Origin of the sequence: Archangium sp. Cb G35, assembly GCF_001896145.1 — a bacterium.
In the GTDB taxonomy this organism is placed as follows: Bacteria; Myxococcota; Myxococcia; order Myxococcales; family Myxococcaceae; genus Archangium; species Archangium violaceum.
Genome location: NZ_MPOI01000015.1, coordinates 392,753 through 412,994 on the forward strand (window position 1 = coordinate 392,753; position 20,242 = coordinate 412,994).

Here is a 20,242-nt window from a genome sequence, read left to right on the forward strand (position 1 = left end):
CGCTCATGCACTTCGCCTTCGTGCCGCTCGCGCTCTTCCTGCTCGCCGCTCCGCCGGCTCCGCGGACCACGCCTGTCTCGCCCTCACCCGCGAGTGAGCGCTTCATGGCGCCGCTGCCCGCGCAGGGACGCATCAAGGTTCGCAAGGACCTGGCCTACGAGAGTGGGGGCTCGCGGCTGGCGTTCGATCTCTACCTTCCCGCGGGCCGCAAGGGCCCCGTGCCGGTGGTGGTGTTCGTGAATGGCATCGGGGCTCCGTGGATGCGGGGGCACGTGCAGTACACGAGCTGGAGCCGGGCGGTGACGGCGAGGGGGCTCGCGGGGATCGTGCTGGAGACGCGTGAGGCCAGCGTGGACGAGGATCTGCGCGCGCTGTTGCGGCACCTGCGGACGCAGGGGAGCGCGCTCGGCGTGGACGGAGCGCGCGTGGCCCTCTGGGCGTGCTCGGCCAATGTGCGGCGGGGACTGCCGCTCGCGGTGGAGACTCCCGAGGTCACGGCGGCGGTGGTGTACTACGGCACTGCCGAGGTGACCGCCTTCCGTCCGGACCTGCCGGTCCTCTTCGTGCGGGCCGGGTTGGACAGCGCGAGCCTCAACCGTGGGCTCGACGCCCTCGTGGCGCAGGCGGCACGGGAGAACGCGCCGGTGGAGCTGCTGAACGTCCCGGCCGCGAATCACGCCTTCGACATCCGCGACGACGCCGAGACCTCGAGGGCGGCCATTGTTCGCACGCTCGACTTCCTCGAGCGCGTGCTCACGACCGGGCTCTCGGCGTCGATCAAGGCCGGCGTGCCGCTGGCGAGCGCCTCCGGGGCCGCGTTCCGGGGTGACTGGAAGGCCGCGGTGGTGGGCTATGAGGAGGCCGTGAAGTCAGCGCCCTTGGACGCGCTCGTGTGGCAGCGGGTGGGGGAGGCGCGGCGCGAGACGGGAGACGCGGCGGGCGCGAGGGCCGCTTTCGAGAGGGCCCTGGCGCTCGGTACTCCCAACCGCGGGGTCGTGGCCTTCGCCCTGTTGGAGTTGCTCGTGGAAGCGGGGGAGACCGAGAAGGCCGTGGCGCTGCTAGAGGGCATGAAGCCGTGGATCCGGTTCTTCGCGGAACCGATCAGGACCGGAGCGAAGTTCGAGACCTTCCGGAAGGACCCTCGGGTGGAGGCGATCCTCGCGAATGCTCCCCCGCCTCCGAAATAGCCGGCTCACAGCCCGAAGTGGGCCTTGATGCGCTCGGCGGGAGGGTGGCTGCCGGACTCCTCGAGCAGGTTGAGGCACCAGCGCGCCGCGTCGTCCATGCGGGGCGTGACGACGTAGGGGGCATTGCGCGGCCTGAACTTGAGGAAGGTGGACATCATCAACCGCAGGAGCGGTGAGGTGATGACCAGGGCGTAGCCCAGCATCTGGGTGTCGAGCAGGGACGCATGCTGCTTCAGCCACTCGCCCTGACGCTGGCGGAGCTCGGAGGAGAGCATGGGCGAGTGCCGCATGTCGAAGAGGGTGACGTGCTTCTCCGCGCGCTGCAGGTAGGTGAGCCGCTGCGCGAGGTATTCCTCGAAGCGCGCGAGCGGGACCGCTTCTCGTATCTGGACGATGAGCAGGGGCCAGAGGGAGTCATCGACGATGAGGGGGGCGGAGTCGTTCTCCATGGGCGTCACGGCGGGTGAGCGGCTCGGCTTCTGGCGGGGCGCTGAGAGAGCGCGCCCCGCCAGGCTTCGCCTGCCCGGCTAACCGAGCATCTCACTCAGCAGACGCGCGACGGCCTTCGGGTCCGCCTGGCCGTTGGTGGCGCGCATGACCTGGCCGGTGAAGAAGCCGGTGAGGCCCTTCTTGCCGCCCCGGTACTCGGCGACCTTCGCGGGGTTGGCGTCCAGGACGCCCTGGATGGCGGTGCGCAGCTGACCCTCGTCGCTGACGACGCGCAGGCCCTTGCGCTCCACGATGCTCGCGGGCGCCTCGCCCGAGGCCTGCGCCTCCGCGAGCACGTCCTTGGCGATGCGGGCGCTGATGCTGCCCTCGGCCACCAGCGTCACCAGCGCCGCGAGCGCGTCCACGCCCACGCGGTTGGTGCCCTCGCGGATGGGCGTGGCCAGATCGTTCACCACCCAGGGCGCGAGCTCCGCCAGCCGTTTGCCACCCGCACCCTCCAGGTACGCGGCGAGCTGCGGCTCGCGGGCGAGCAGGGACGCGTCGTTCTCGGAGACACCCTGCTGGCGCAGGCGCGCGGCCGTGGCCTCCTGCTCCGCGGTGAGTGCCGGACGCACGGGCGGATCCTTGAGGATCTTGTCCTCGAATCGCTGATCCGCCTTCTTCTGGGCCGCCTTTGCCGACTCCGTGGTCTCCGCCTTCTTCCCCCAGGTGTCCTTCAGCGTGATGATGCGGTTGAACACGAGCGCGGTGTCGCGGCTGTCCACGGGGTCGCGCCAGAAGTACCCGGTGCGCTCGAATTGGTAGCGGGCGTCGGCGGGGTCCTTCGCCACGCTCGGCTCCACCATCCCGCGCGTCACCACCAGGCTGTTCGGGTTCACGAAACGCATGAAGTCCGTGTTCACCGGCTTCGTGTCGTCCTCGTGGCCGGGCTGCTCGGGGTCGAACTGCTGCGCCTCGCTGTCGGGCTCCGGCACCGTGAAGAGCCGGTCGACCAGGCGGAACTCGGCGCTCACGCCGCGCGTGGCGCTCACCCAGTGGATGACGCCGCTGGCCTTGGCGTCCTCGCCGAGCAGCGTGACGCGCAGCTCCGTGGGCTCACCGTTCGCGCCCGTGATGACCTCGTCGCAGCGGATGATGCCCGCGCCGCGCAGGCGCACCGTTCCGCCCGGCGTGAGCCGCTTGAAGCCCTTGGGCGGATTCGCGCTGAAGTCGTCGTGCTCGATGACGAGCTCGCGCGTGAGCGGCACCTCGCGCACCGCCTTCTCGGACGGCACGCGCTCCCCGGTGGGTAGGGGGACCTTCCCATCGGCGCTGAGCTCTTCCTGCTGCGGCCAGTACGGCAGGCTCAGCGTGCGCTCCGCCTCCAGGTTCTGGATGACGGCCTTGAGCGGGCGCATCACCGCCATCACGCGGGGTGCGCGGAGGTTCAAATCATCGCGCACGGCGTTCTCGAAGAGCGCCAGGTCCACGGTGCGGTTGGTGCGGCTCACGCCAATCTGCGAGGCGAAGGCCCGGACGGACTCGGGCGTCACGCCGCGCCGGCGCATCGCGCTGATGGTGGGCATGCGCGGGTCATCCCAGCCCTTCACCACGCCCTCGCGCACGAGCCGGCGCAGCTTGCGCTTGCTGACGACGGTGTACTCCATGCTGCGCCGGCCGAACTCGTACTGGCGCGGCGCCATCTTGCCCGTCTCCTTGTCGGAGAACAGGTTGTCCATCAGCCAGTCGTAGATGGCCCGGTTGTCGACGAACTCCAGGCTGCACATGCTGTGCGTGATGCCCTCGAGCGCGTCGCTGATGGGATGCGCGAAGTCATACATCGGGTAGATGCACCACTTATCCCCGGTCCGGTAATGGGACGCGTGGAGGATTCGGTACAGCACCGGGTCGCGCAGCTTGAAGTTGGGGTGGGCCAGGTCGATCTTCGCGCGCAGCGCGTGCTCGCCGTTCTTGAACTCGCCAGCGCGCATGCGGCGGAAGAGGTCCAGGTTCTCCTCGACGCCGCGGTTGCGGTACGGGCTGGGCGTACCCGGCTGCTCCACCGTGCCGCGCAGGCGCGCCATCTCCTCGCCGCTGACGCTCTCCACGTACGCCAGGCCCTTGCGGATGAGCTGCACGGCGAAGTCGTGGAGCTGCTCGTAGTAGTCCGAGGCGTAGAAGAGGCGCGAGGTGTCCCAGCCCAGCCACTTCATGTCGCGGATGATGCTGTCCGCGTACTCCTGCGTCTCCCCCTCGGGGTTGGTGTCATCCATGCGCAGGTGGCAGACGCCGGCGTAGTCCTGCGCCGTCATGAAGTCCAGGTAGCTGGCGAACGCGTGCCCCAGGTGCGCGTAGCCGTTCGGCTCTGGCGGGAAGCGCGTGACGACCCGCGTGTGCCGCCCGGACTTGAGGTCCGCGTCGATGATTTCCGTGATGAAGTTCGGAGACACGCGGCGTGTCTCGGGCGCGGGAATCAGGTCAGCTGGCTGCTTGCTCGTCATGTGCTCCTTACTATCGCCGTTCTGGTCTTCAGGGCGAGAGAGAAGCAGGCCGGGCCGGGGCCGGGGCGGTTGCTCGGGCCGAGCCTGCCCTGGCCGCTCTCCCGGCGGGCGGCCCTCCCCCTCGGGAGGAGGGCATCGTTGGAGCTCCAGGAGCCGTCAGCTGGCCGGGGCGGGGCGTCAGAGGGTCTTGAGGTATTCCACGAGCGCCCAGCGATCCGTGTCGGGGAGCGTCACGCCGTACTCGTGGCCCCGGTTGGAGTTACCGGTCACGCGGGTGTCGAACACGAAGGGGGCGGAGCCGGCGCTGATGTAGCCCACCTGCTTGGGGTCGTACTCCCAGCGGCCCACGGAGAAGGTCTGGGGCCGCTCGGTGGGCGGCAGCAGCAGCGCGTAGAGCGTGGGGACCGAGCCATTGTGGAGGTAGGGGGAGGAGGCCCAGGTCCCATTGAGGGGGCGCGCCTTGTAGGCCAGGAGGTCGGCGGACGGGTTCGCGTCACTGTTCCGGGTGTGGTTGCCTTGTTTGGCGGTCTTCTCCTGCCGGTGGAGTCTGGCATTGACGAGCGACTTGAGTGCCGCATCGGGTTTGGCCGAGACGGTGCGGGTGGCCAGGTCCGCCACCAGGGAGAGGGCGCTCATCTGCGCGCCATACTTCGAGCCCTGGGGCGAGAGCGCTCCCTCGAGCACTCCCGAGGGCACGCGCGCCTCGGCGATGTTCCGGGCGGTGGTGTCATCGGTTCCCACGACGTCGATGCCCGTGATCATGGCGGTGACGCTCCGCTTGGGGTCATCGCGGTCGATGAGGGCATGGCACGACACGCAGTGCGCCTGGTACAGGGTCTCGCCACGGGCCGCCAGCGTGCGATCGATGGGCGGGAGGACATTCTCCGGCCACCGGGGTGACTTCAGCCCTCGCAAGGACTCCTCCATCGCGACCAGTTCGTTCGCCTCGACCGTGGAGGGATAGCCCTTCTTCGCCGCCTGCTCCGTCTCGTAGTGCTTCACTTCGATGCGCCCGAACACACCCACCACCTCGCCAGTGTTGCGGCCCAGCGAGCCCGCGCCCGCGTTCGGCGAGAAGCCCGTCCATTGCACATAGTCGTGGCGCGGAGCGTCCCACAGGAGGGGATAGCTCGTGGGTGCATTGGGCTCGATGCTGTTCTTGGAGTCACTGCTGAAGCGGATCGCCTGGTTGATGATCCGTCCGACCGCGTCGAGCCGGCCGAAGCCTTCCACGGTGGAGGAGTGGTTGGCGGTGTTGTAGCTCTCGAACCAGCGCAGCGTCTGGGTGAGGCTCTTGCGTGCCGCCTCGCGGCTGGCCTCGTCACGGCCTCCTCTGGGCATCGTGGTGGCGAACCGGGCGAGCTTGGCGTCATCGGCCAGCGTGGCCGTCAGCGCCGCCTGCATTTCGCGCAGGAAGCCGGAGACATCCGCGAGCGCGGGAGCGCCGTCGATCCGGATCGCCGTGCCGCGGTAGTTGAGTTGCGAGGTATGGCAGGCCGCGCACGTCAGGCCCACCTGGTCCTCGTGGCGTGCGAAGCCCACGGGGAGCGCGTCGGGGTTGTTCGGGGTCCTGTGCTGATTGAGGAACCGGAACCGCGTCATGTGCTCGGGGTGGATGAACGGCTGGTCATTCCCGGCCTGCTCCAGGTGGACGAGCGTGTCGTAGGGCATGAGCACCGAGCCCTGATCGGCATGGTAGAACCAGAGGGTCTCGGGCGGACCCCAGCCCTGGTCCAGGTAGACGAGCTTCGTCGCGCCGTCACCGTAGGCATCCTTCTCGAGCACGAGCCCCGCGCGTTCGCGGAAGCCTTTCAGCAGCTCGCGGGGACTCCCGAGGGGCGGCGGCTTGTTCGAGGCAAGTTCTCCCGTGCTGGCACAGGCCGTCAGCAGGAGCAGGGGAACGATGGGGAAATGGTGCCGGCGCATGCCGCTCTCCTTCGTTGAAAGGCATGGTTTGGGTAACACGCCCTCCCCGAGCGAAAAAATGACCATGATCGGTGCACCGGGTGCGCAGAATCTGGCCAGGGCGCGGTGCTGGCCTGGGATTTGCGAAGGAGTCTCTGCTTACGGAGGGATGGATGGGCATTCGCGCAGGGGCGTTGGGGGCGGGACTCGTGGTGGTGTCATTGCTCTCGGTGGGTTGTACTGACCGGACCCGGACAGTCGACCCGCGGGAGACGCAGGAGCCCGGTTCACCCGATGGAAGCGAAGTTCCCTCGGACGTCCCTCCCGTTCCCTCCGAGGATGCCGGTACGACCCCGGACCCCACTCCGGATGAGGATGGGGGAACGCCGCCCGATGCCGGAGAGCCGGAGCCGGAGGAGCCCGAGCCACCGGATGCGGGTCCGTGGCCGGTGGAGGCGGTGCTCGACTACACCCTGTCGTTTGGTGTTGGGAAACCCCAGAGCATCGGACTCGATGAAGGGATGAACCTGTGGCTGCTCGATGGCTACCGTATTGGCGTGTTGCGTCCGGGCGACACGGCGCCGGCGTGGACCACGGGCATTGGTCAGGCGCGCCAGCCGTTCGGTTCGGATTCGCTGGCGGTCGGCTCGACGGTCATCTGCGGCGGTGAGGCCGGGCGCGCGTACGTGGGGTATCGCGCGCGGGAGATGCAGCGGGCGGAGGGAATCTCACAACGCACGTACATCCCCGGACCGGGCGAGCCGAACTACACGCCCGAGCGCTACGCCGAGTACCAGAAGGGAGACCTCGACGCGGTCCGCCTCCAGCAGGATGGGACCGTCGTGCTCGAGGAGCACATCTGGCGCACCACGGGCTCGTCGAACAAGGGCAAGCAGATTGGCATCCACAACACGAACGACTTCCACTACGAGGAGGATCGCAGCGTCCTGAACTGCGCCCGTGTGACGCGGGGCCCGTATCGTGGCGACCTCTACATCACGACCAACCACGGAGTGACCCGCATCCAGGGGCTCACGTACAACAGCCACCGTCATCCGGGCTGGTACCTCGTCACCACGAATCCGGACGGCTCGAAGGACGAGTCGCTCCAGTGCCCGCCGATGTACGGACTGGGAATCGCGCCGAACGGAGACGTCCTCGTGGCCAACGAGCAGATGCTCGGCGTGCTCGTCCCGAGCAGCAAGCTGGAGGAGTGGGACCGCGAGTACACCTGGGAGGGTCCCACGCCCTGGCGGTTCAAGGGCTTCAATGAAGCGCTCAACGGTCAGGCCAGCGATGATTTCTGGCGTGCCTTCGAGCAGACCACCTCGGGCCGCTACTACCTGGGGAGCGCGGAGTACGGTGTCTGGGCGATGACGCCGAAGTCCCGCTCCGCGGGGAACTGGTCGCGGCTCAGTGGACTGCCGACGAGCCGGATCCTCTCACTCAAGGCGACGGATGATGGGGCGCTCTACATCGGCACGGATGGTGGGGGCCTCTGGCGGCTGGAGGCGGACGGCACGACGCTGGCCCAGGTTCCACAGGTGACCGGCCGGCGTGTCCTGCAGCTCGTCTACGAGCCCACGGTGACGCCGAGCATGCTGCTCGTTCTCACCGACCAGGGACTCACCGTGCTCCGGGGGCCGTAGAGGGGATTTGCACGGCTTCGTAATGTGCGAGCCGTGGCCCGCGTGTCTGGCGGCGGTAGTGGAACGTGAAGCCGGGCCAGTTGTTCGTGTTCCTGCCCCCGGCGGTCTTGTACCAACTGGTGCAGCCGGCGGCCCACACGGAGCGCTCGAGGCTCCGTTGCAGCCGGACGTTGAAGTCCCGCTGCGCGTCCGGGCGCACGTCGAGGAAGCGCAGGTTGCGCTCGCGCAGCACGCGCAGACACGCGAGCACGTAGCGCACCTGGCTCTCCAGCATGAAGACGATGGAGTTGTGGCCGAGGTTGGTGTTGGGGCCGTAGAGCAGAAAGAGGTTGGGGAAGCCGGAGACGGTGAGGCCCAGGTAGGCCTCGGCCCCCTCGCGCCAGGCCTCGTTGAGCTCCCGGCCGCCACGGCCCGTGATGCGCATGGGCGCCAGGAAGTCCGTTGCCTGGAAGCCGGTGCCGTGGATGAGGGCATCCACCTCGCGCTCCTTCCCATCCACGGTGATGAGGCCGTGGCGCGTCACCTCGCGGATGCCCTCGGTGACCACCTCCACGTTGGGCCGGGTGAGCGCGGGGTAGTAGTCGTTGGAGAGCAGGACGCGCTTGCATCCAATGGGGTCGGTGGGCGTGAGGGCCTGGCGCAGCCGCGGATCCGGCACGGAGCGCTCCAGGTGTCTGTGGAAGCGGCGCTCGAGAATCCCACGCACCCAGGCGGGGCCCTCGAAGACGAGGACGCGTGACTCGTGTTGCCAGTACGTCCACCACCGGCTGCCGAGCTGCGACGCGGGGAGCTGGGAGAAGAGCGCTCGCTCGAGCCACCCATAGGCGCGGTCCGGCTTGGGCAGGACGTAGGGGGCGGAGCGCTGGTACAGGAAGAGCTGCTTCACCCGTGGAGCAATCTGGGGCACGAACTGGATGGCGCTGGCCCCGGTCCCGATGACCGCCACCGTCCTGCCCTCGAGCGGGTAGCCGTGGTCCCACCGGGCCGAGTGGAACTGCCTGCCCTCGAAACGCTCCAGCCCCGGGAGTCTGGGCAGGGCGGGGCGGTTGAGCTGCCCGCAGGCCGACACCAGCACCCGGGCCTCGAGCGTGCGTCCATCCGCGATGTGGATGCGCCAGAGGCCCGCGGCCTCGTCGAATTCCGCGCCGGTGACCTCGGTGTTCACGTGGAGGTGACGGCGGAGGCCGTATTTGCCGGCGCAGTGGCGCAGGTAGTCGAGGATCTCCACCTGGGGCGCGAAGTGCCGGGACCAGTCCGTCTCGCGTTCGAAGGAGAAGGAGTACAGGTGCGAGGGCACGTCGCAGGCGGCGCCCGGGTACGTGTTGTCGCGCCAGCAGCCTCCGGCCTCGTGCTCCTTCTCGAGCAGGACGAAGTCCTCGATGCCCGTGTGCCGGAGCCGGATGGCCATGCACAGGCCTCCGAAGCCACTCCCGATGATGGCGACCTCCACCCTCCGGGGGAGTGGAGCCAGCGGGTCTTCTCGCGTCACGGCACGCTCCTGGACGTCGGAGGTCATCCTGACACGGTTTTCCAATGGCTCCATTCGGCGAGCCTCGATTTTTCGAGACGTCACGTTGACGGCGAGTGCTGGCCAGGTCAACCGGTGGTGGCCTCTTCCCGCTCAGCGCATCGCGGCCTGGAGGTGCTCGACGGGCAACCCCGCGCTCCTGCCCAGGTCCACGTATGTCTTCATCATCAAGCGCATCTGCTCTCCCACCTTGGTGAAGTGGAATTTCAGGTACGCCTCCAGGTCGAAGGGCGTGAGCCCGGCCGCGATGGGCAGGAGCAGCTTGAACAGCGCGGGGCGCAGCAGCGGCAGTACGGCCGATGCGCTCGTCTTCGTGTGCGAGGCCGCGACCTGGACTGCTTCGCGCGCGGCCGGGAGGACGCGCTCCAGCGAGTCGTGCTGGAGGAATCGCTCGAAACTCCAGCCCGCCGCTTCCAGGCCAGTCACGAAGACGGTCAGCACCGCCGAGGGAATCGCCACGTCGCGCGCCACGTCCTGGCTGGCCCGGGCCGGATACCCGCCGGCTCGCAGGGTGCGGATGACCTGCTGGAGGCGCTCCGGAGGACCGCTGAAAGGGCCTCGGGTCATCGGGGGCATCCAGAACGCCGTGCCCGGCTTTGGAAATCGCTCTCCAGGCTTCAGCGGCGCGTGGAAGCTGATGAAGGGAATCATGCCGGAGACGAGCCGCTCCGCCGCAATCCATTGCAGCAGCCAGTCGCGGTCATCGAGCGACGGCTGGAGCATGACCCAGGTGGCATCTCCCGTGGCCCGGGCGAGCTCGCTCACCCAATTTCCGGCCCGCAGCGCCGTGGAGGAGACGCAGAGCCAGACCTGATCCCACCGCTGCGCCGAGACCTCCTCGGTCGAGACGTGAACGCCAAAGCCGGAGAACGTCACCGGCTCGGGGTCCTTCTCGAACATGCCGAGCTCGTAGAGGGTGAAACCGCGCCTCGCTTCGTCCGCGTACTTCTCCTTCACGAGGAAGGAGAGCTCGCAGCCCGCCGCCTGGAGATACTTCCCGAACACCTGGCCAACGGCTCCCGCACCGACCAGCAGCACCCGAGGGGTTTCGCTCATGGCGTGACTCCTACCATTTCGACCGGGCGGCTGCCCTCGTAGTGGCTGACCTCGGCCCGGCGATGGAGGATCATGTCGTCCACCCGCGGCGCGTGGGCGACAGCCCCGCCTGACAGGGTCCATGAGGAGCGTGTATCCACTGGAATGCGGGTGTCGCATTCCTTCAAGCGGCTGAGCTGCCCTTTTCCTATCTTCTTCGTGGCGGTCACGAACGAGGTCGACGAGACATGTCGAGCAAGAAACCGATCGGTGGGACGCTCGCGATTGAAGTCGAGATGCGCGCCGAGGCGGCCGCGAGCATCAAGGCCCTCGGACAGCGGATTGAGCGGCAGCTCACCGAGTTACAGCAGCTCGGGCAGCAGGTGCGGGTCATGGCTCCGAGCCCGGCGCGTGACAAGAAGCTGGCCGAGTACGACGAGAAGCGGCGCGATGCCGAGTACCGCAAGTGGACGCTCATCGTGCAGCGCGAGGCGATGGGCCTCTTCAACCACGACGACGTGGAGGAGATCTACCGCGTCCCCCCCAAGCTGAGCTGAGCGCCGTCAGGGCCCCGCGTCCCGCTGCGCGGGCGCACCCTGGGCGCCCATCACCTCGCGCAGGAGTGTGTCATCCACCATGCCCGACAGGTCCGAGCTGGAGATGAAGCCGAGCTGACGCGCGTGCTCGGCGGCCTGCTGCAACGAGCCTGGTTCCACTTCCAGCGCGGGCTGTAGCCGGGAGAAGGCGTCCTTCAGCACGGGCTCGGAGATGGGGTGCCCGGTCACCTTGCCGAAGGCCTCGTTGACGCGCGAGATGAAGACGTCGGGTTGCTGCTGCCACTGGCGCGTGAGCTCCACGTGGGCGCGCAGCAGTTGTTTGATCTGCTCGGGCCGCTCCTTGAGTGTCTTCTGGGTGGTGACGAGCACCGTGGTGTGGAAGCGCCGCTCCGGCCACAGGTCGCGCTCGTCCACGAGGATGTGGCCGCCACCCTCGGCGATCATCCGGGCGCCCCACGGTTCGGGTACCCAGGCCCCTTCGATCTTCCCGTTGAGGAAGAGGCCGAGGATGCCAGGGTTGGACAGCGGGGTGACGGTGACGTCCTGCCCCACCTTCATGCCCTGCTGCTCCAGCCAGTGCCGGAGCGCGATGTCCTGGGTGTTGCCGAGCTGAGGAGTACCCAGCGTCTTGCCCTTGAGCTCGGCCGGGGTGCGTGCCGTCTTCGTCACCAGCACCGCGCCGTTGTCGGCCGCCGCGGCGATGACGCGCAGCTCCCGTCCGCCCTTGAGGAAGGTGTTGATGGCGGGCCCGGTGCCCACGTAGGACACGTCCAGCGAGCCGGAGCTGAGCGCCTCCATGGCGGCCGGTCCGGCGTTGAACATCTTCATCTCGATGCCGGGGACGGCCTGCTGGAAGGCCCCCGAGGCGTTGCCCACCAGGGCCTGGCCGTGGGTGATGTTGGGGAAGAAGCCCATGCGCAGCGGCCGTTGCTCCTTCACGCCCTGTTTCGCCGAGCCCTCCCCCGCCTGCTCCTTCTTGCACCCGCTCGCCGCCAGACACAGGGCGGTGAGTCCCACCACGAGGAACCCGAAACGCATATGCCACCGAGGGTGGGGCGGGTCGGGGCCCGCCGCACATGGACCGGGGTACGAGACTTCTGTCAGGCCGCTGTCAGTCCCCAGCGGCGGCGCACGCGCAGCTCCACCGTCTGGAAGAGGACGCGGTCGATGAGGGTGCCCACGGCGATGATGCACACCATCACCGCCATCACCTGGGGAATCTCCATCAGCTCGCGGCCCATGGTGAGCAACTGGCCCAGGCCGCCGGACACGTAGAGCAGCTCGCCGGCCATGAGCGCCCTCCAGGCGAAGCTCCACCCCAGCTTGAGGCCGGTGACGATGCCAGGCAGCGCCGCGGGCAGCAGCACGCCCCCGTAGAAGCGCGCTCCGCGGATGCCGTACGTGGAGGACACGCGCAACAGCAGCGGATCCACGCCCATGATGCCGTCCTCCACCGCGATGGCGATGGCCAGCACCGAGCCCATCACCACCACGAAGATGATGGACGTCTCGGTGAGGCCGAACCACAGCAGTGCCAGGGGCAGCCAGCAGATGGAGGGGAGCGCCTGCAGGCCCACCACCAGCGGCCGCAGCAGCCGCCGCAGGAACTTCACCCGCCCCAGGAGCACGCCCAGCGGCACGCCGATGAACACGGAGAGCCCGTAGCCCTGCGCGAGCCGCCCCAGCGAGCGCGTGATGCCGGCCCACAACCGGCCATCGCGCGCCATGGAGATGAGGCTCTCAGTGACGGCCCTCGGACCCGGGAACAGGTGGTGCGGCCATGGGCCGAACCGGGCCAGCAGCTCCCAGACCACCAGGAGCCCCGCGAGGAACAGCAGCTTCTGTCCCAGGTGCCACGCCTTCATGGTGTGTTCCTCGTTCTTCCCGGGCGCCGGTACCGGGCGTGCTCATGGACTCGCTCTCGCGGAGCATGGAGCGGATCTGCCGCGCCAGCCCCACCAGTGCCACGTCATCGGGCCCCCGGGGCATGGGCAGCCGCACCTCGAGGTCCCTCAGGATGCGGCCGGGCCGAGGCGCCATCACCACCACCCGGTTGGCCAGCACCAGCGCCTCCGTCACGTCATGGGTGACGAAGACGATCGTCTTGTGTGTCTCCATCCAGACGCGTTGCAGCAGCTCGTGCATGTGCAGGCGTGTCTGTGCGTCCAGCGAGCCGAAGGGCTCGTCCATCAGCAGCACCGGCGAGTCCACCGCCAGCGCCCGGGCGAGCGCCGTGCGCATCTTCATGCCACCCGACAGCTCGTGTGGCATCGCATCCTCGAAGCCATCCAGTTGCACGTAGCGGATGAAGCGGCGCGCGCGCTCGGCGCGTTCGGCCCTGGACAGACCCCGGGCGGCGAGCACGAACTCGATGTTCTGCCGCACCGACAGCCAGGGGAAGAGCGCCGCCTCCTGGAACATGAGCAGCCGGTCCGGCCCCGGTCCGGTGATGGGCTTGCCGTCGATGCGCACCTGCCCGCCGGTGGGGGAAATCTGTCCCGCCAGCGCGTACAGCAGGGTGGACTTGCCACAGCCCGAGGGCCCCAGCAGGCACACGAACTCGCCCGAGCGGATGTTGAGGTTGACGTCCTGGAGCGCCACCACCTTGTTGGCGTATTTGTGCTCCACGCGCTTGACGGCGATCTTCGCCGACTCCTCGCCGACGAGGGCGGGGACGAGCGTGTCCTTGACGGTCTCCTTCACCTCGCGGACGCGCCGGAAGAGCGAGCTCCAGACGCGGGTGAGGAGTCCAGGGCGTGGTGCGGCCTTCGGCGGGGGAGCGGGCTGGGTGTTCGGGTCGGCGAGGCGCATCACACGGTCGTAACGGAGTTTGCGCAGCTCGCAACTGGAGCGGCGGGGTTCGTAGATGAGGCAGTGGTCGATGGGGCGGGAATACACATGCAACGAAATGGCGAAGCCGCTGCGTGCGCCGGTGCGCACCGAGTGGAGCTCCGCCTCGGGGTTGCGGTGATCCATGGCGCCGGGCAGCAGCGTGCGGCGGGGCCCCACGCGCTCGACGAGCGCGTAGCCGGGCTCCTGGCCGCCCGCCACCCGGCGGTAGTCGGCGACCTCGAGCTCGCCCGCAACGGTCATCAGGAAACACTCCTGGCCGTCGTGCCCGTGGACGGGGGCGCGGGCGTTGCGGCCCCAGCCCAGCACGAGCACCTCCATGTCTTCATCCCGATACACCAGCGTGCGGGTGTAGCGCCCGTCCTGAAGGAGCGCGAAGGGCTCCACGGCGCGCCGGTGCAACTGTCCCTGCCGGAGCACCTCCTCGATTGACTGGATTCCGCCCCGGGCATTGGCCTCGCGGAGGCGGAGGACGAACTGTCTCAGGGAGAGGGCGCGGGGCGGAACGGAGGCGTCGGGCTCAGGTGCGAGAGCAGCGTCCATCGCCTGCCATCCGGTCGGTGGGCTGCGTTCCATTGTTGCTCTCCTTCCGCCCTTTCATCGGACCGCAGGACGGGTAGGGCTCGATGAAGGTGGGGATGACACCCCTCACAGCCAAGGTGGGGGCGTGCCGCCGGGGAGGGGCCCGGTTCGGGCCTGGGGGAGGAGGGGCGGTTGCCTGCCTGGCAGCCTTTCCTGGAATCGTGGCGGGCGGTCTGGTCAATCAAAGAGACCTCCCCTGGTTCCTGGGTTCGCTTGTGCACGAATTCTGTGACACCTTCACACCGCGCGACGGCGGGACGGGAGCACCCTGGCGGGAGAGCCTGGCCCGGTCCGTGGAGGAGACGGTTCGTGATGCAGCAAGTGGGCAAGTACCAGTTGGTTCGCAAGCTCGCCACGGGTGGCATGGCCGAGGTGTTCCTGGCCAAAGCCGCCGGTCCCATGGGCTTCGCGAAGACGCTGGTGCTCAAGCGCATCCTGCCGCACCTGGCCGAGGAAACCGCCTTCGTGGAGATGTTCCTCTCCGAGGCGAAGCTGGCCGCTCAGCTCACCCACCCGAACATCGTGCAGATCTTCGATTTCGGTGAGTCCGAGGGCACCTACTTCCTGGCGATGGAGTACATCGACGGGCCCAGCCTGCGCACGCTCATCAAGCGCGCTTCGGCGCAGGGCGTGGAGCTGCCGCTCGCGGTGTGTGCCCGGCTCGTCGCGAATGCGTGCGAGGGTCTGGCCTTCGCCCATGACTTCTCTGATCCGGAGACAGGGGAGGCGCAGGGGCTCATCCACCGGGACATCAGCCCGGACAACGTCCTGTTGTCGAAGCAGGGCTCGGTGAAGGTGGTGGACTTCGGCATCGCCAAGGCGGCGGGTCAGGCCCACAAGACCGCGAGTGGTGTCATCAAGGGCAAGATCGCGTACATGCCGCCCGAGCAGGTCCGCGCCGAGTCCCTGGATCGGCGGGTGGACGTGTACGCGCTCGGGGTCGTGCTCTACGAGCTGATCACGGGTCACAAGCCGTACGAGGCGGAGTCCGACGTCGGTGTGATGCGGGCCATCCTCTTCCAATCCCCGATGCCCGCGGTGCAGTTCCGGCCAGAGCTGCCCGACTCCATGCGACGCATCCTGGGCCGGGCACTCGCCAAGGACCGCGAGCAGCGCTACCCGGACTGCCACGCGTTCCAGTCGGAGCTGGAGGAGTTCATCCTCTCGGTGGGCAAGCCCGTGACGACGCCGCAGGTCGCCCAGCTCATCGCCCAGGTCGCCTCCAGCAACGAACAGACGTCCACGTCCCAGCCGGGCATCGGGCGCGGTGAGGCGACGTACTCGACCACCCCCGTTCACACGCCGCGGCCTCACGATGAGAGGACGGATGTCGAGCTCGCCGAGGCGCTCCAGACGGTGCGGCTGCGCAAGGCTTCGCCTGTGAAGGAGGAGGCGGCGGCTGGCGAGGCCTCCAGGACGGTGCCACTGCGCCAGCCTCAGGCAGTGACGGAGCAGGTGGCTGTTGCCGAGTCGCCCAAGACGGTGCCACTGCGCCAGCCTCAGGCAGTGACGGAGCAGGTGGTTGTTGCCGAGGCATCCAGGACGGTGCAAGTGCGCCAGCCTCAGGCAGTGACGGAGCAGGTGTCTGTTGCCGAGGCGCCCAAGACGGTGCAGTTGCGCAAGCCGCAGGAGGCGAAGGAGGCGAAGGAGGTGGCGGTTGCCGAGGCGCCCAAGACGGTGCCACTGCGTCAGCCTCAGGCCGTGAAGGATGCGCCGGAGGCACACTCCGAGTTCCCGACCATCCCGGACATTCGGCCGCTGCCGCCAGTGAGGCGGCCCTCCATGGAGGTGCTCTCGGCGGAGAGGAAGCCCGACATGCCTCCGCAGGGAGGCAGGTGGAAGGCCACTCTTGCGGCGTTGGCGCTCATCGTGGCGGGCGTGGGACTCGTGATGTTTCCGATGGCTTCTTCCATCCAGGCGGAGCAGCCTTCGAACGAGTCCGTTGCCAGGGACGTGACTCCGGCCCCGCCTCCCCCTGCACCTTCCGATCAGTCCACGGACAATGCTGGAGCGCAGCCCCAGGAGAAGCTCGAAGTGGCCTCCGCAGCTGCGCCCCAAGACGGAGGTATGACGCCGTCTACAGACGATGCTGGAGTGCGGCCTGATGAGAAGCTCGAAGTGGCCTCCGCCGCCGGTCCCCAGGACGCAGGTGTAGCGCCGGCTGGTTCCTCCTCCGAGCCGCAGAATCCGTCGCCTGGGACAGTTCCACCCAAGCGCGCTTCGAGTGGGGGTGGTTCCGTGAAGCTCCCCCCGCGTGTTGTGAAGGCGTCGGCTCCCAAGTCCGTGGCGAAGGGGACCGTCGAGTTCCGTATCCGGCCCTACGCCACCGTCTTCTTGAGTGGAAAGGAATTGGGTGACACGCCCATCGAGCCCGAGGAGTTGCCGCCGGGGAACTACACCGTGAAGCTCGTCCACAAGGACAAGACGGTGACCCAGAGTATCCGGGTTGTGAGCGGGGAGACCACCGTCGTCCGGTACAACTTCCTCCAGGAGTGAGGCGAACGGGAGGTCCGTGCCTCACTCCGGGATGTGCTGATTCATCAGGGCAATCGCCGCTGCTCCCAGTCGTCGAGGGCTTGCGAGGCTTGCTGGAGTTCCTCATCGGTGCTCGCCGCCCGAATCTCTTTGCCAATCGTTACGAGCTCCCGGATGGCGGGAAGTTTGGACGGCGGATTCGTGAGAAGAAATTCCTCCTGAACAGAGAGGAGCCGCTGCATGAGCTGTTCGCAGTCGGCGCTGACGATGGGTTGGCACCTGGATGTGTCCAGGTTGGGGTCAGCACTGCGCTTCTGCGGCTGCTTGCGTTCTGCTTTCAGCTGCTTGGACTCCGTCTCTTGCTGTGCCTCCCCGAGCCTGGAGGTATCAGCCTCCCGCTGCTTCGGCTCCTGCTGTGCCCCCTCGAGTCGCTCCTCCTTCAGCCGCTTTGCCCGCTCCTCCTCGCTCAGCTTGGCCTCAGCCGCTCGCAGCTCTGCATTCTGCTGCTCCGCTTTCAGTCGCTCCACTTGCTGCTGCTGCGCTTTCAGCTGCGCCGCCCGCCGCTGGGGGTCATTGTAAATGAACTCACTGGCAAACTGGTCGATGTCCTTGGTGATGAGCGTCCGCTCGTAGCTGGTTGTTGCCTCCTCCATCCGAGCCTTCAATTCCGTCAAGCTGTTGGCGACGACGCCCTGAAACTTTCCGCTCAGGCAAAGCTCATGCTGCATGCCGGCAAGCCGCCACAATTGATGGTCCTTCTGGTTTCGGCGCGACACGCTCGCTGGCTTGGGCCCGCAGTTCGGTGACTTGGGGGGCTGTACCGCAACAGGCTCTTCCTTCTTTTGCTCCGCTTTCAGGGTGGTCGGAGCGGGAGCCATCGGAGGAAGCTTCGATTCAGCCTTTGTCACCTGGGCCGCTGGCGTCTTGGGCTCCACGCTCGAGGGCTTTTCCTTGGGCGACTGCGCAATCTTCGTGTCCTCGCCCTTTTCCAGAGCAGGAGTCATTGATGGTGGAGCGGGAGGCGCTTCTCGCTTCTGCTCCGGCTTGTTCGACGTTTTTTCCGTTCCGCTCGATGGGAGGAGAGATGCCACCTTTCGCTTCACCTCCTTGCGTATGGATTCGAAGAGCGTGTCGACTTTGGGGGAAACCTGCACGGGCAGTTTCGCCTCGGGTCGCAGCAGGAGGGCGGACCTGAAGACAGAAGTCGCCGGGCCCTGCTTATGCAACTCGTACAAGATGATGCCCTCATAAAGGGAGAGGGTGACCTCATCGTCCGTGCTACGAGGCAGTTGGCGTGCGAGTTGGATCCGGCTGAGGGCGAGCTCGTAGTCGAGATTCTCGACCAGGTGGTTTATCGAGATGATGTAGTTGCGGATCTCGCCACCATTCTCGGCGGAAGCGGTGAAGGGCAGGGCCAGGGCCAGGAGCATGAGAAGTGCTCCTTGAAGGGCGGACCTCCCGGAATTCAATCCCACGTATCGGTGTGCTTTCATTGAGGTAAATGCCGCTGCTGCCAGGCGTTGAGGACCTGCCAGGCTTGCTGGAGTTTCTCACTGGTACTCGCCGCCCGGATCTCATTGCCAATCGCCACGAGTTCCCTGATGGGTTGGAGTTTGGATGGTGGATTCGTGCGGAGGAATGCCTCCTGAACGATGCGAAGCCGCTGCATGAGCAGTTCGCGCATGCAGTCAGTACTGACAACAGGCTGGCACTTGGTCGTATCCAGATTCGCGGTATCGCTCAGTTTCTTCTTTATCAGGGCACGTTCAGCGTCCAAGCGCTCCGCCTCCACTTCCAACTGCTCCGTCGCCTCCCGCCGCTTCGCTTCCAGCCGTTCTGCTTCCCGACGCTCTGCCTCCCGCCGTTCTACGTCGAGCCGCTCCGCTTCCCGCAGTTCCGCCTCCCGCTGTGAGTTTCCATACATGAACGCACTGGCAAACTGCTCGATCTCAAAGCTGATGAGCGTCCGCTCGTGGCTGGTTGTCGCGTTCTCCACCCGGGTCTTCAATTTCGTCCAGCTTTCGGCGACGACTCCCTGGAACCTGCCGCTCAGGCAAAGCTCATGTTGCATGCTGGCAAGTCGCCACAACTGCTGGTCCTTCTGGTCCCGGTTCGACACGCTTGAGGGCTTGGGCCCGCAGTCCAGTGACTTCGGGGGCTGTACGGCAACAGGCTCTTCCTTCTTCTGCTCCGCGTGCAAGGTGCTCGGTAAATCCTCGCCCGAGCCCGTCGTGACGCGAGAGCAGAGGCGTGAGCATGTCCGTCGCCCCCGTGAAGGAGGAGGAAGCGATGGAAATGAAGGAGCAGGCGGAGAAGTTCCGGCGGCAGGTACTCGAGCGGGGCGAAGTGGGCCCGCGTACGCGCTACACGCAGGAGCAGAGACAGGAAGCGGTGGCGTACATGCGAGCGCGCCAGCAACAGGGGGCGAGCAGGGAGGAAGCGGCGAAGGAGTTGGGCGTGAGCAGTTGGACGCTCAGCCGCTGGGGCAGCGCAGCTCGCCGTGCCACTCATGAGGAGCCCGCGAGGGCAGCGCTGGTCCCCGTGGAGGTGAAGGACGCGCGCCCCGAGGCCAGAAGAGGAGGGCTGGTGGCGCACGGGCCCGGAGGAGTACGGGTAGAGGGCCTGTGCGTTGAGGACGCGGTGAGGTTGCTGCGAGGGCTGCTGTGATTGGCTCCACGCGCAGGCTCGCGGTGTACGCCTACGGGCAGCCGTGCGACATGCGCAAGAGCTACGACGCGCTGAGCGGGCTGGTGACGCAGGCACTGGGCCGCGACTTCCTCTCGGGCGACGTCTTCCTCTTCGTGGGACGGGACAGGAAGAGGGCCAAGGCGCTCTTCTGGGACGGCACCGGGCTGTGCCTGTACGCCAAGCGGCTGGAGAAAGGACGCTTCGCGCCGCTGTGGCAGCCAGAGAGCGACAAGCCGCCGCTGGTGCTGACGGTGTCGGAGTTGGCCCTGTTTCTGGAGGGCAGCGAGCTGGTGGGACGAGCGCCGCTGTCGCCCGCGCCGTACACGCTGGCGCCGCTCTTCCAGCCGGAGGACGCTGGGGCGGTGACTTCGTGAGTCATGCCGCGCGCACTACTTGCGCGGGCGGGTGCTGGCATGGCACTACCCGCGCATGAGCTTCCAGCTTACGACGGAGAAGGACGTGGAGAGGCTGCGCCAGGCGGCCCTCCTGTTGGAGGCGGAAAACAGACGCCTGGTGGCGCGCGTGGTGGAGCTCACGCGCAAGCTGATGAGCGCCCAGGGCAAGGACGCCGAGGAGTTGCAGCTGCGTTTGCAGGAGTTGGAGCGGCAGCTCGCGCAGCGCACCGGCGAGCTGTTTGGCCGCTCCAGCGAGAAGCGCCCCCAGCGCGAGCAGGACGAGGGGAACAAACCCGAGCCGCCCACGCACGGCCACGGCCCGCGCGCCCAGCCCACGCTGCCGACGCTGGAGGTGGAACACACGCTGGAGGAGCCCGACAAGCAGTGTCCCAAGTGCGGCGGGGCGCTGGCGCAGATGAAGGGCTGCTACGAGGAGGCCGAGGAGGTGGACGTGGTGGAGC

Annotated in this window: 17 protein-coding genes and 1 pseudogene; 7 read left to right on the plus strand and 11 right to left on the minus strand. The window is 67.6% G+C overall.

Annotated features, from left to right (window positions below; genetic code table 11):
* Positions 1-5: 5 nt before the first annotated feature.
* Positions 6-1,187 carry a dienelactone hydrolase family protein gene (locus BO221_RS40470; RefSeq protein WP_073566249.1) on the plus strand — a complete coding sequence of 394 codons (1,182 nt, stop codon included), beginning with the start codon at positions 6-8 and terminating at the stop codon, positions 1,185-1,187.
* Between the two features lie 5 nt (positions 1,188-1,192).
* Here the strand turns inward: BO221_RS40470 and BO221_RS40475 are convergent, their stop codons facing one another.
* From BO221_RS40475 to BO221_RS40485, 3 genes are all read right to left on the minus strand, one after another.
* A complete protein-coding gene (locus BO221_RS40475; RefSeq protein WP_073566250.1) occupies positions 1,193-1,636 on the minus strand; it encodes a hypothetical protein in 444 nt (147 codons plus the stop codon).
* A gap of 78 nt (positions 1,637-1,714) precedes the next feature.
* On the minus strand, positions 1,715-4,117 hold the full coding sequence (locus BO221_RS40480) for a glutamine--tRNA ligase/YqeY domain fusion protein (protein WP_073566251.1): 2,403 nt from the start codon (positions 4,115-4,117) through the stop codon (positions 1,715-1,717).
* Between the two features lie 177 nt (positions 4,118-4,294).
* Complete coding sequence (locus tag BO221_RS40485; RefSeq protein WP_073566252.1) at positions 4,295-6,043, minus strand: cytochrome c; 1,749 nt, start codon at positions 6,041-6,043, stop codon at positions 4,295-4,297.
* Between the two features lie 152 nt (positions 6,044-6,195).
* Between BO221_RS40485 and BO221_RS40490 the strand changes: the two genes are divergently transcribed.
* On the plus strand, positions 6,196-7,671 hold the full coding sequence (locus BO221_RS40490; RefSeq protein WP_073566253.1) for a hypothetical protein: 1,476 nt from the start codon (positions 6,196-6,198) through the stop codon (positions 7,669-7,671).
* Here BO221_RS40490 and BO221_RS40495 read toward each other — a convergent pair.
* Together BO221_RS40495 and BO221_RS40500 are read right to left on the minus strand one after the other, a co-directional pair.
* The gene (locus tag BO221_RS40495; RefSeq protein WP_233166477.1) at positions 7,649-9,160 is read right to left on the minus strand and encodes an NAD(P)/FAD-dependent oxidoreductase; all 1,512 of its coding nucleotides are present in this window, start codon (positions 9,158-9,160) and stop codon (positions 7,649-7,651) included. The two genes, BO221_RS40490 and BO221_RS40495, sit on opposite strands and share 23 nt — an antisense overlap.
* Before the next feature lie 132 nt (positions 9,161-9,292).
* Entirely contained in the window at positions 9,293-10,255 is a 963-nt protein-coding gene (locus BO221_RS40500; protein ID WP_073566255.1) for a ketopantoate reductase family protein, read from the minus strand.
* 227 nt (positions 10,256-10,482) lie between these two features.
* On the opposite strand from BO221_RS40500, the gene BO221_RS40505 reads away from it, so the two are divergent.
* A complete protein-coding gene (locus BO221_RS40505; protein WP_073566256.1) occupies positions 10,483-10,791 on the plus strand; it encodes a hypothetical protein in 309 nt (102 codons plus the stop codon).
* Between the two features lie 6 nt (positions 10,792-10,797).
* Here the strand turns inward: BO221_RS40505 and BO221_RS40510 are convergent, their stop codons facing one another.
* From BO221_RS40510 to BO221_RS57720, 4 genes and pseudogenes are all read right to left on the minus strand, one after another.
* Positions 10,798-11,829, minus strand: a complete 1,032-nt coding sequence (locus BO221_RS40510) for an ABC transporter substrate-binding protein (RefSeq protein WP_073566257.1) — start codon at positions 11,827-11,829, stop codon at positions 10,798-10,800.
* Positions 11,830-11,891: 62 nt separating this feature from the next.
* The gene (locus BO221_RS40515) at positions 11,892-12,626 is read right to left on the minus strand and encodes an ABC transporter permease (protein WP_233166482.1); all 735 of its coding nucleotides are present in this window, start codon (positions 12,624-12,626) and stop codon (positions 11,892-11,894) included.
* Positions 12,532-13,494 carry an ABC transporter ATP-binding protein gene (locus BO221_RS57715; RefSeq protein ID WP_369865956.1) on the minus strand — a complete coding sequence of 321 codons (963 nt, stop codon included), beginning with the start codon at positions 13,492-13,494 and terminating at the stop codon, positions 12,532-12,534. The genes BO221_RS40515 and BO221_RS57715 overlap by 95 nt, the downstream gene beginning before the upstream one ends.
* 168 nt (positions 13,495-13,662) lie before the next feature.
* Positions 13,663-14,217, minus strand: a pseudogene (locus BO221_RS57720) (cysteine dioxygenase family protein); the annotation flags it as partial.
* Positions 14,218-14,535: 318 nt separating this feature from the next.
* Here BO221_RS57720 and BO221_RS40530 point away from each other — a divergent pair.
* Positions 14,536-16,719 (plus strand): serine/threonine-protein kinase, encoded by a 2,184-nt coding sequence (locus BO221_RS40530; RefSeq protein WP_073566259.1) that lies wholly within the window; start codon positions 14,536-14,538, stop codon positions 16,717-16,719.
* Between the two features lie 44 nt (positions 16,720-16,763).
* Here the strand turns inward: BO221_RS40530 and BO221_RS40535 are convergent, their stop codons facing one another.
* Together BO221_RS40535 and BO221_RS40540 are read right to left on the minus strand one after the other, a co-directional pair.
* Positions 16,764-18,128, minus strand: coding sequence for a hypothetical protein (locus BO221_RS40535; RefSeq protein ID WP_073566260.1), 1,365 nt, complete (start codon positions 18,126-18,128; stop codon positions 16,764-16,766).
* A gap of 59 nt (positions 18,129-18,187) precedes the next feature.
* The gene (locus BO221_RS40540; protein WP_073566261.1) at positions 18,188-18,898 is read right to left on the minus strand and encodes a hypothetical protein; all 711 of its coding nucleotides are present in this window, start codon (positions 18,896-18,898) and stop codon (positions 18,188-18,190) included.
* A gap of 56 nt (positions 18,899-18,954) precedes the next feature.
* Here BO221_RS40540 and BO221_RS40545 point away from each other — a divergent pair, with 56 nt between their 5' ends.
* The 3 genes from BO221_RS40545 to BO221_RS40555 all read left to right on the plus strand — a co-directional run.
* Positions 18,955-19,365 (plus strand): helix-turn-helix transcriptional regulator, encoded by a 411-nt coding sequence (locus BO221_RS40545; RefSeq protein WP_073558437.1) that lies wholly within the window; start codon positions 18,955-18,957, stop codon positions 19,363-19,365.
* Entirely contained in the window at positions 19,362-19,760 is a 399-nt protein-coding gene (gene tnpB / locus BO221_RS40550) for an IS66 family insertion sequence element accessory protein TnpB (protein ID WP_083680609.1), read from the plus strand. Before BO221_RS40545 ends, tnpB begins: the two co-directional genes overlap by 4 nt.
* 55 nt (positions 19,761-19,815) lie before the next feature.
* The coding region (locus BO221_RS40555; protein ID WP_198956286.1) for a hypothetical protein at positions 19,816-20,242 on the plus strand (427 nt) is incomplete at its 3' end.

Coding starts and splice junctions, on each gene's coding strand:
- BO221_RS40535 (WP_073566260.1), bottom strand. CDS start 18,128: ATGCTCCTGGCCCTGGCCCTGCCCTTCACCGCTTCCGCCGAGAATGGT.
- BO221_RS40485 (WP_073566252.1), bottom strand. CDS start 6,043: ATGCGCCGGCACCATTTCCCCATCGTTCCCCTGCTCCTGCTGACGGCC.
- BO221_RS40480 (WP_073566251.1), bottom strand. CDS start 4,117: ATGACGAGCAAGCAGCCAGCTGACCTGATTCCCGCGCCCGAGACACGC.
- BO221_RS40545 (WP_073558437.1), top strand. CDS start 18,955: ATGTCCGTCGCCCCCGTGAAGGAGGAGGAAGCGATGGAAATGAAGGAG.
- BO221_RS40490 (WP_073566253.1), top strand. CDS start 6,196: ATGGGCATTCGCGCAGGGGCGTTGGGGGCGGGACTCGTGGTGGTGTCA.
- BO221_RS40475 (WP_073566250.1), bottom strand. CDS start 1,636: ATGGAGAACGACTCCGCCCCCCTCATCGTCGATGACTCCCTCTGGCCC.
- BO221_RS40505 (WP_073566256.1), top strand. CDS start 10,483: ATGTCGAGCAAGAAACCGATCGGTGGGACGCTCGCGATTGAAGTCGAG.
- BO221_RS40510 (WP_073566257.1), bottom strand. CDS start 11,829: ATGCGTTTCGGGTTCCTCGTGGTGGGACTCACCGCCCTGTGTCTGGCG.
- BO221_RS40500 (WP_073566255.1), bottom strand. CDS start 10,255: ATGAGCGAAACCCCTCGGGTGCTGCTGGTCGGTGCGGGAGCCGTTGGC.
- BO221_RS40530 (WP_073566259.1), top strand. CDS start 14,536: ATGCAGCAAGTGGGCAAGTACCAGTTGGTTCGCAAGCTCGCCACGGGT.
- BO221_RS40470 (WP_073566249.1), top strand. CDS start 6: ATGCACTTCGCCTTCGTGCCGCTCGCGCTCTTCCTGCTCGCCGCTCCG.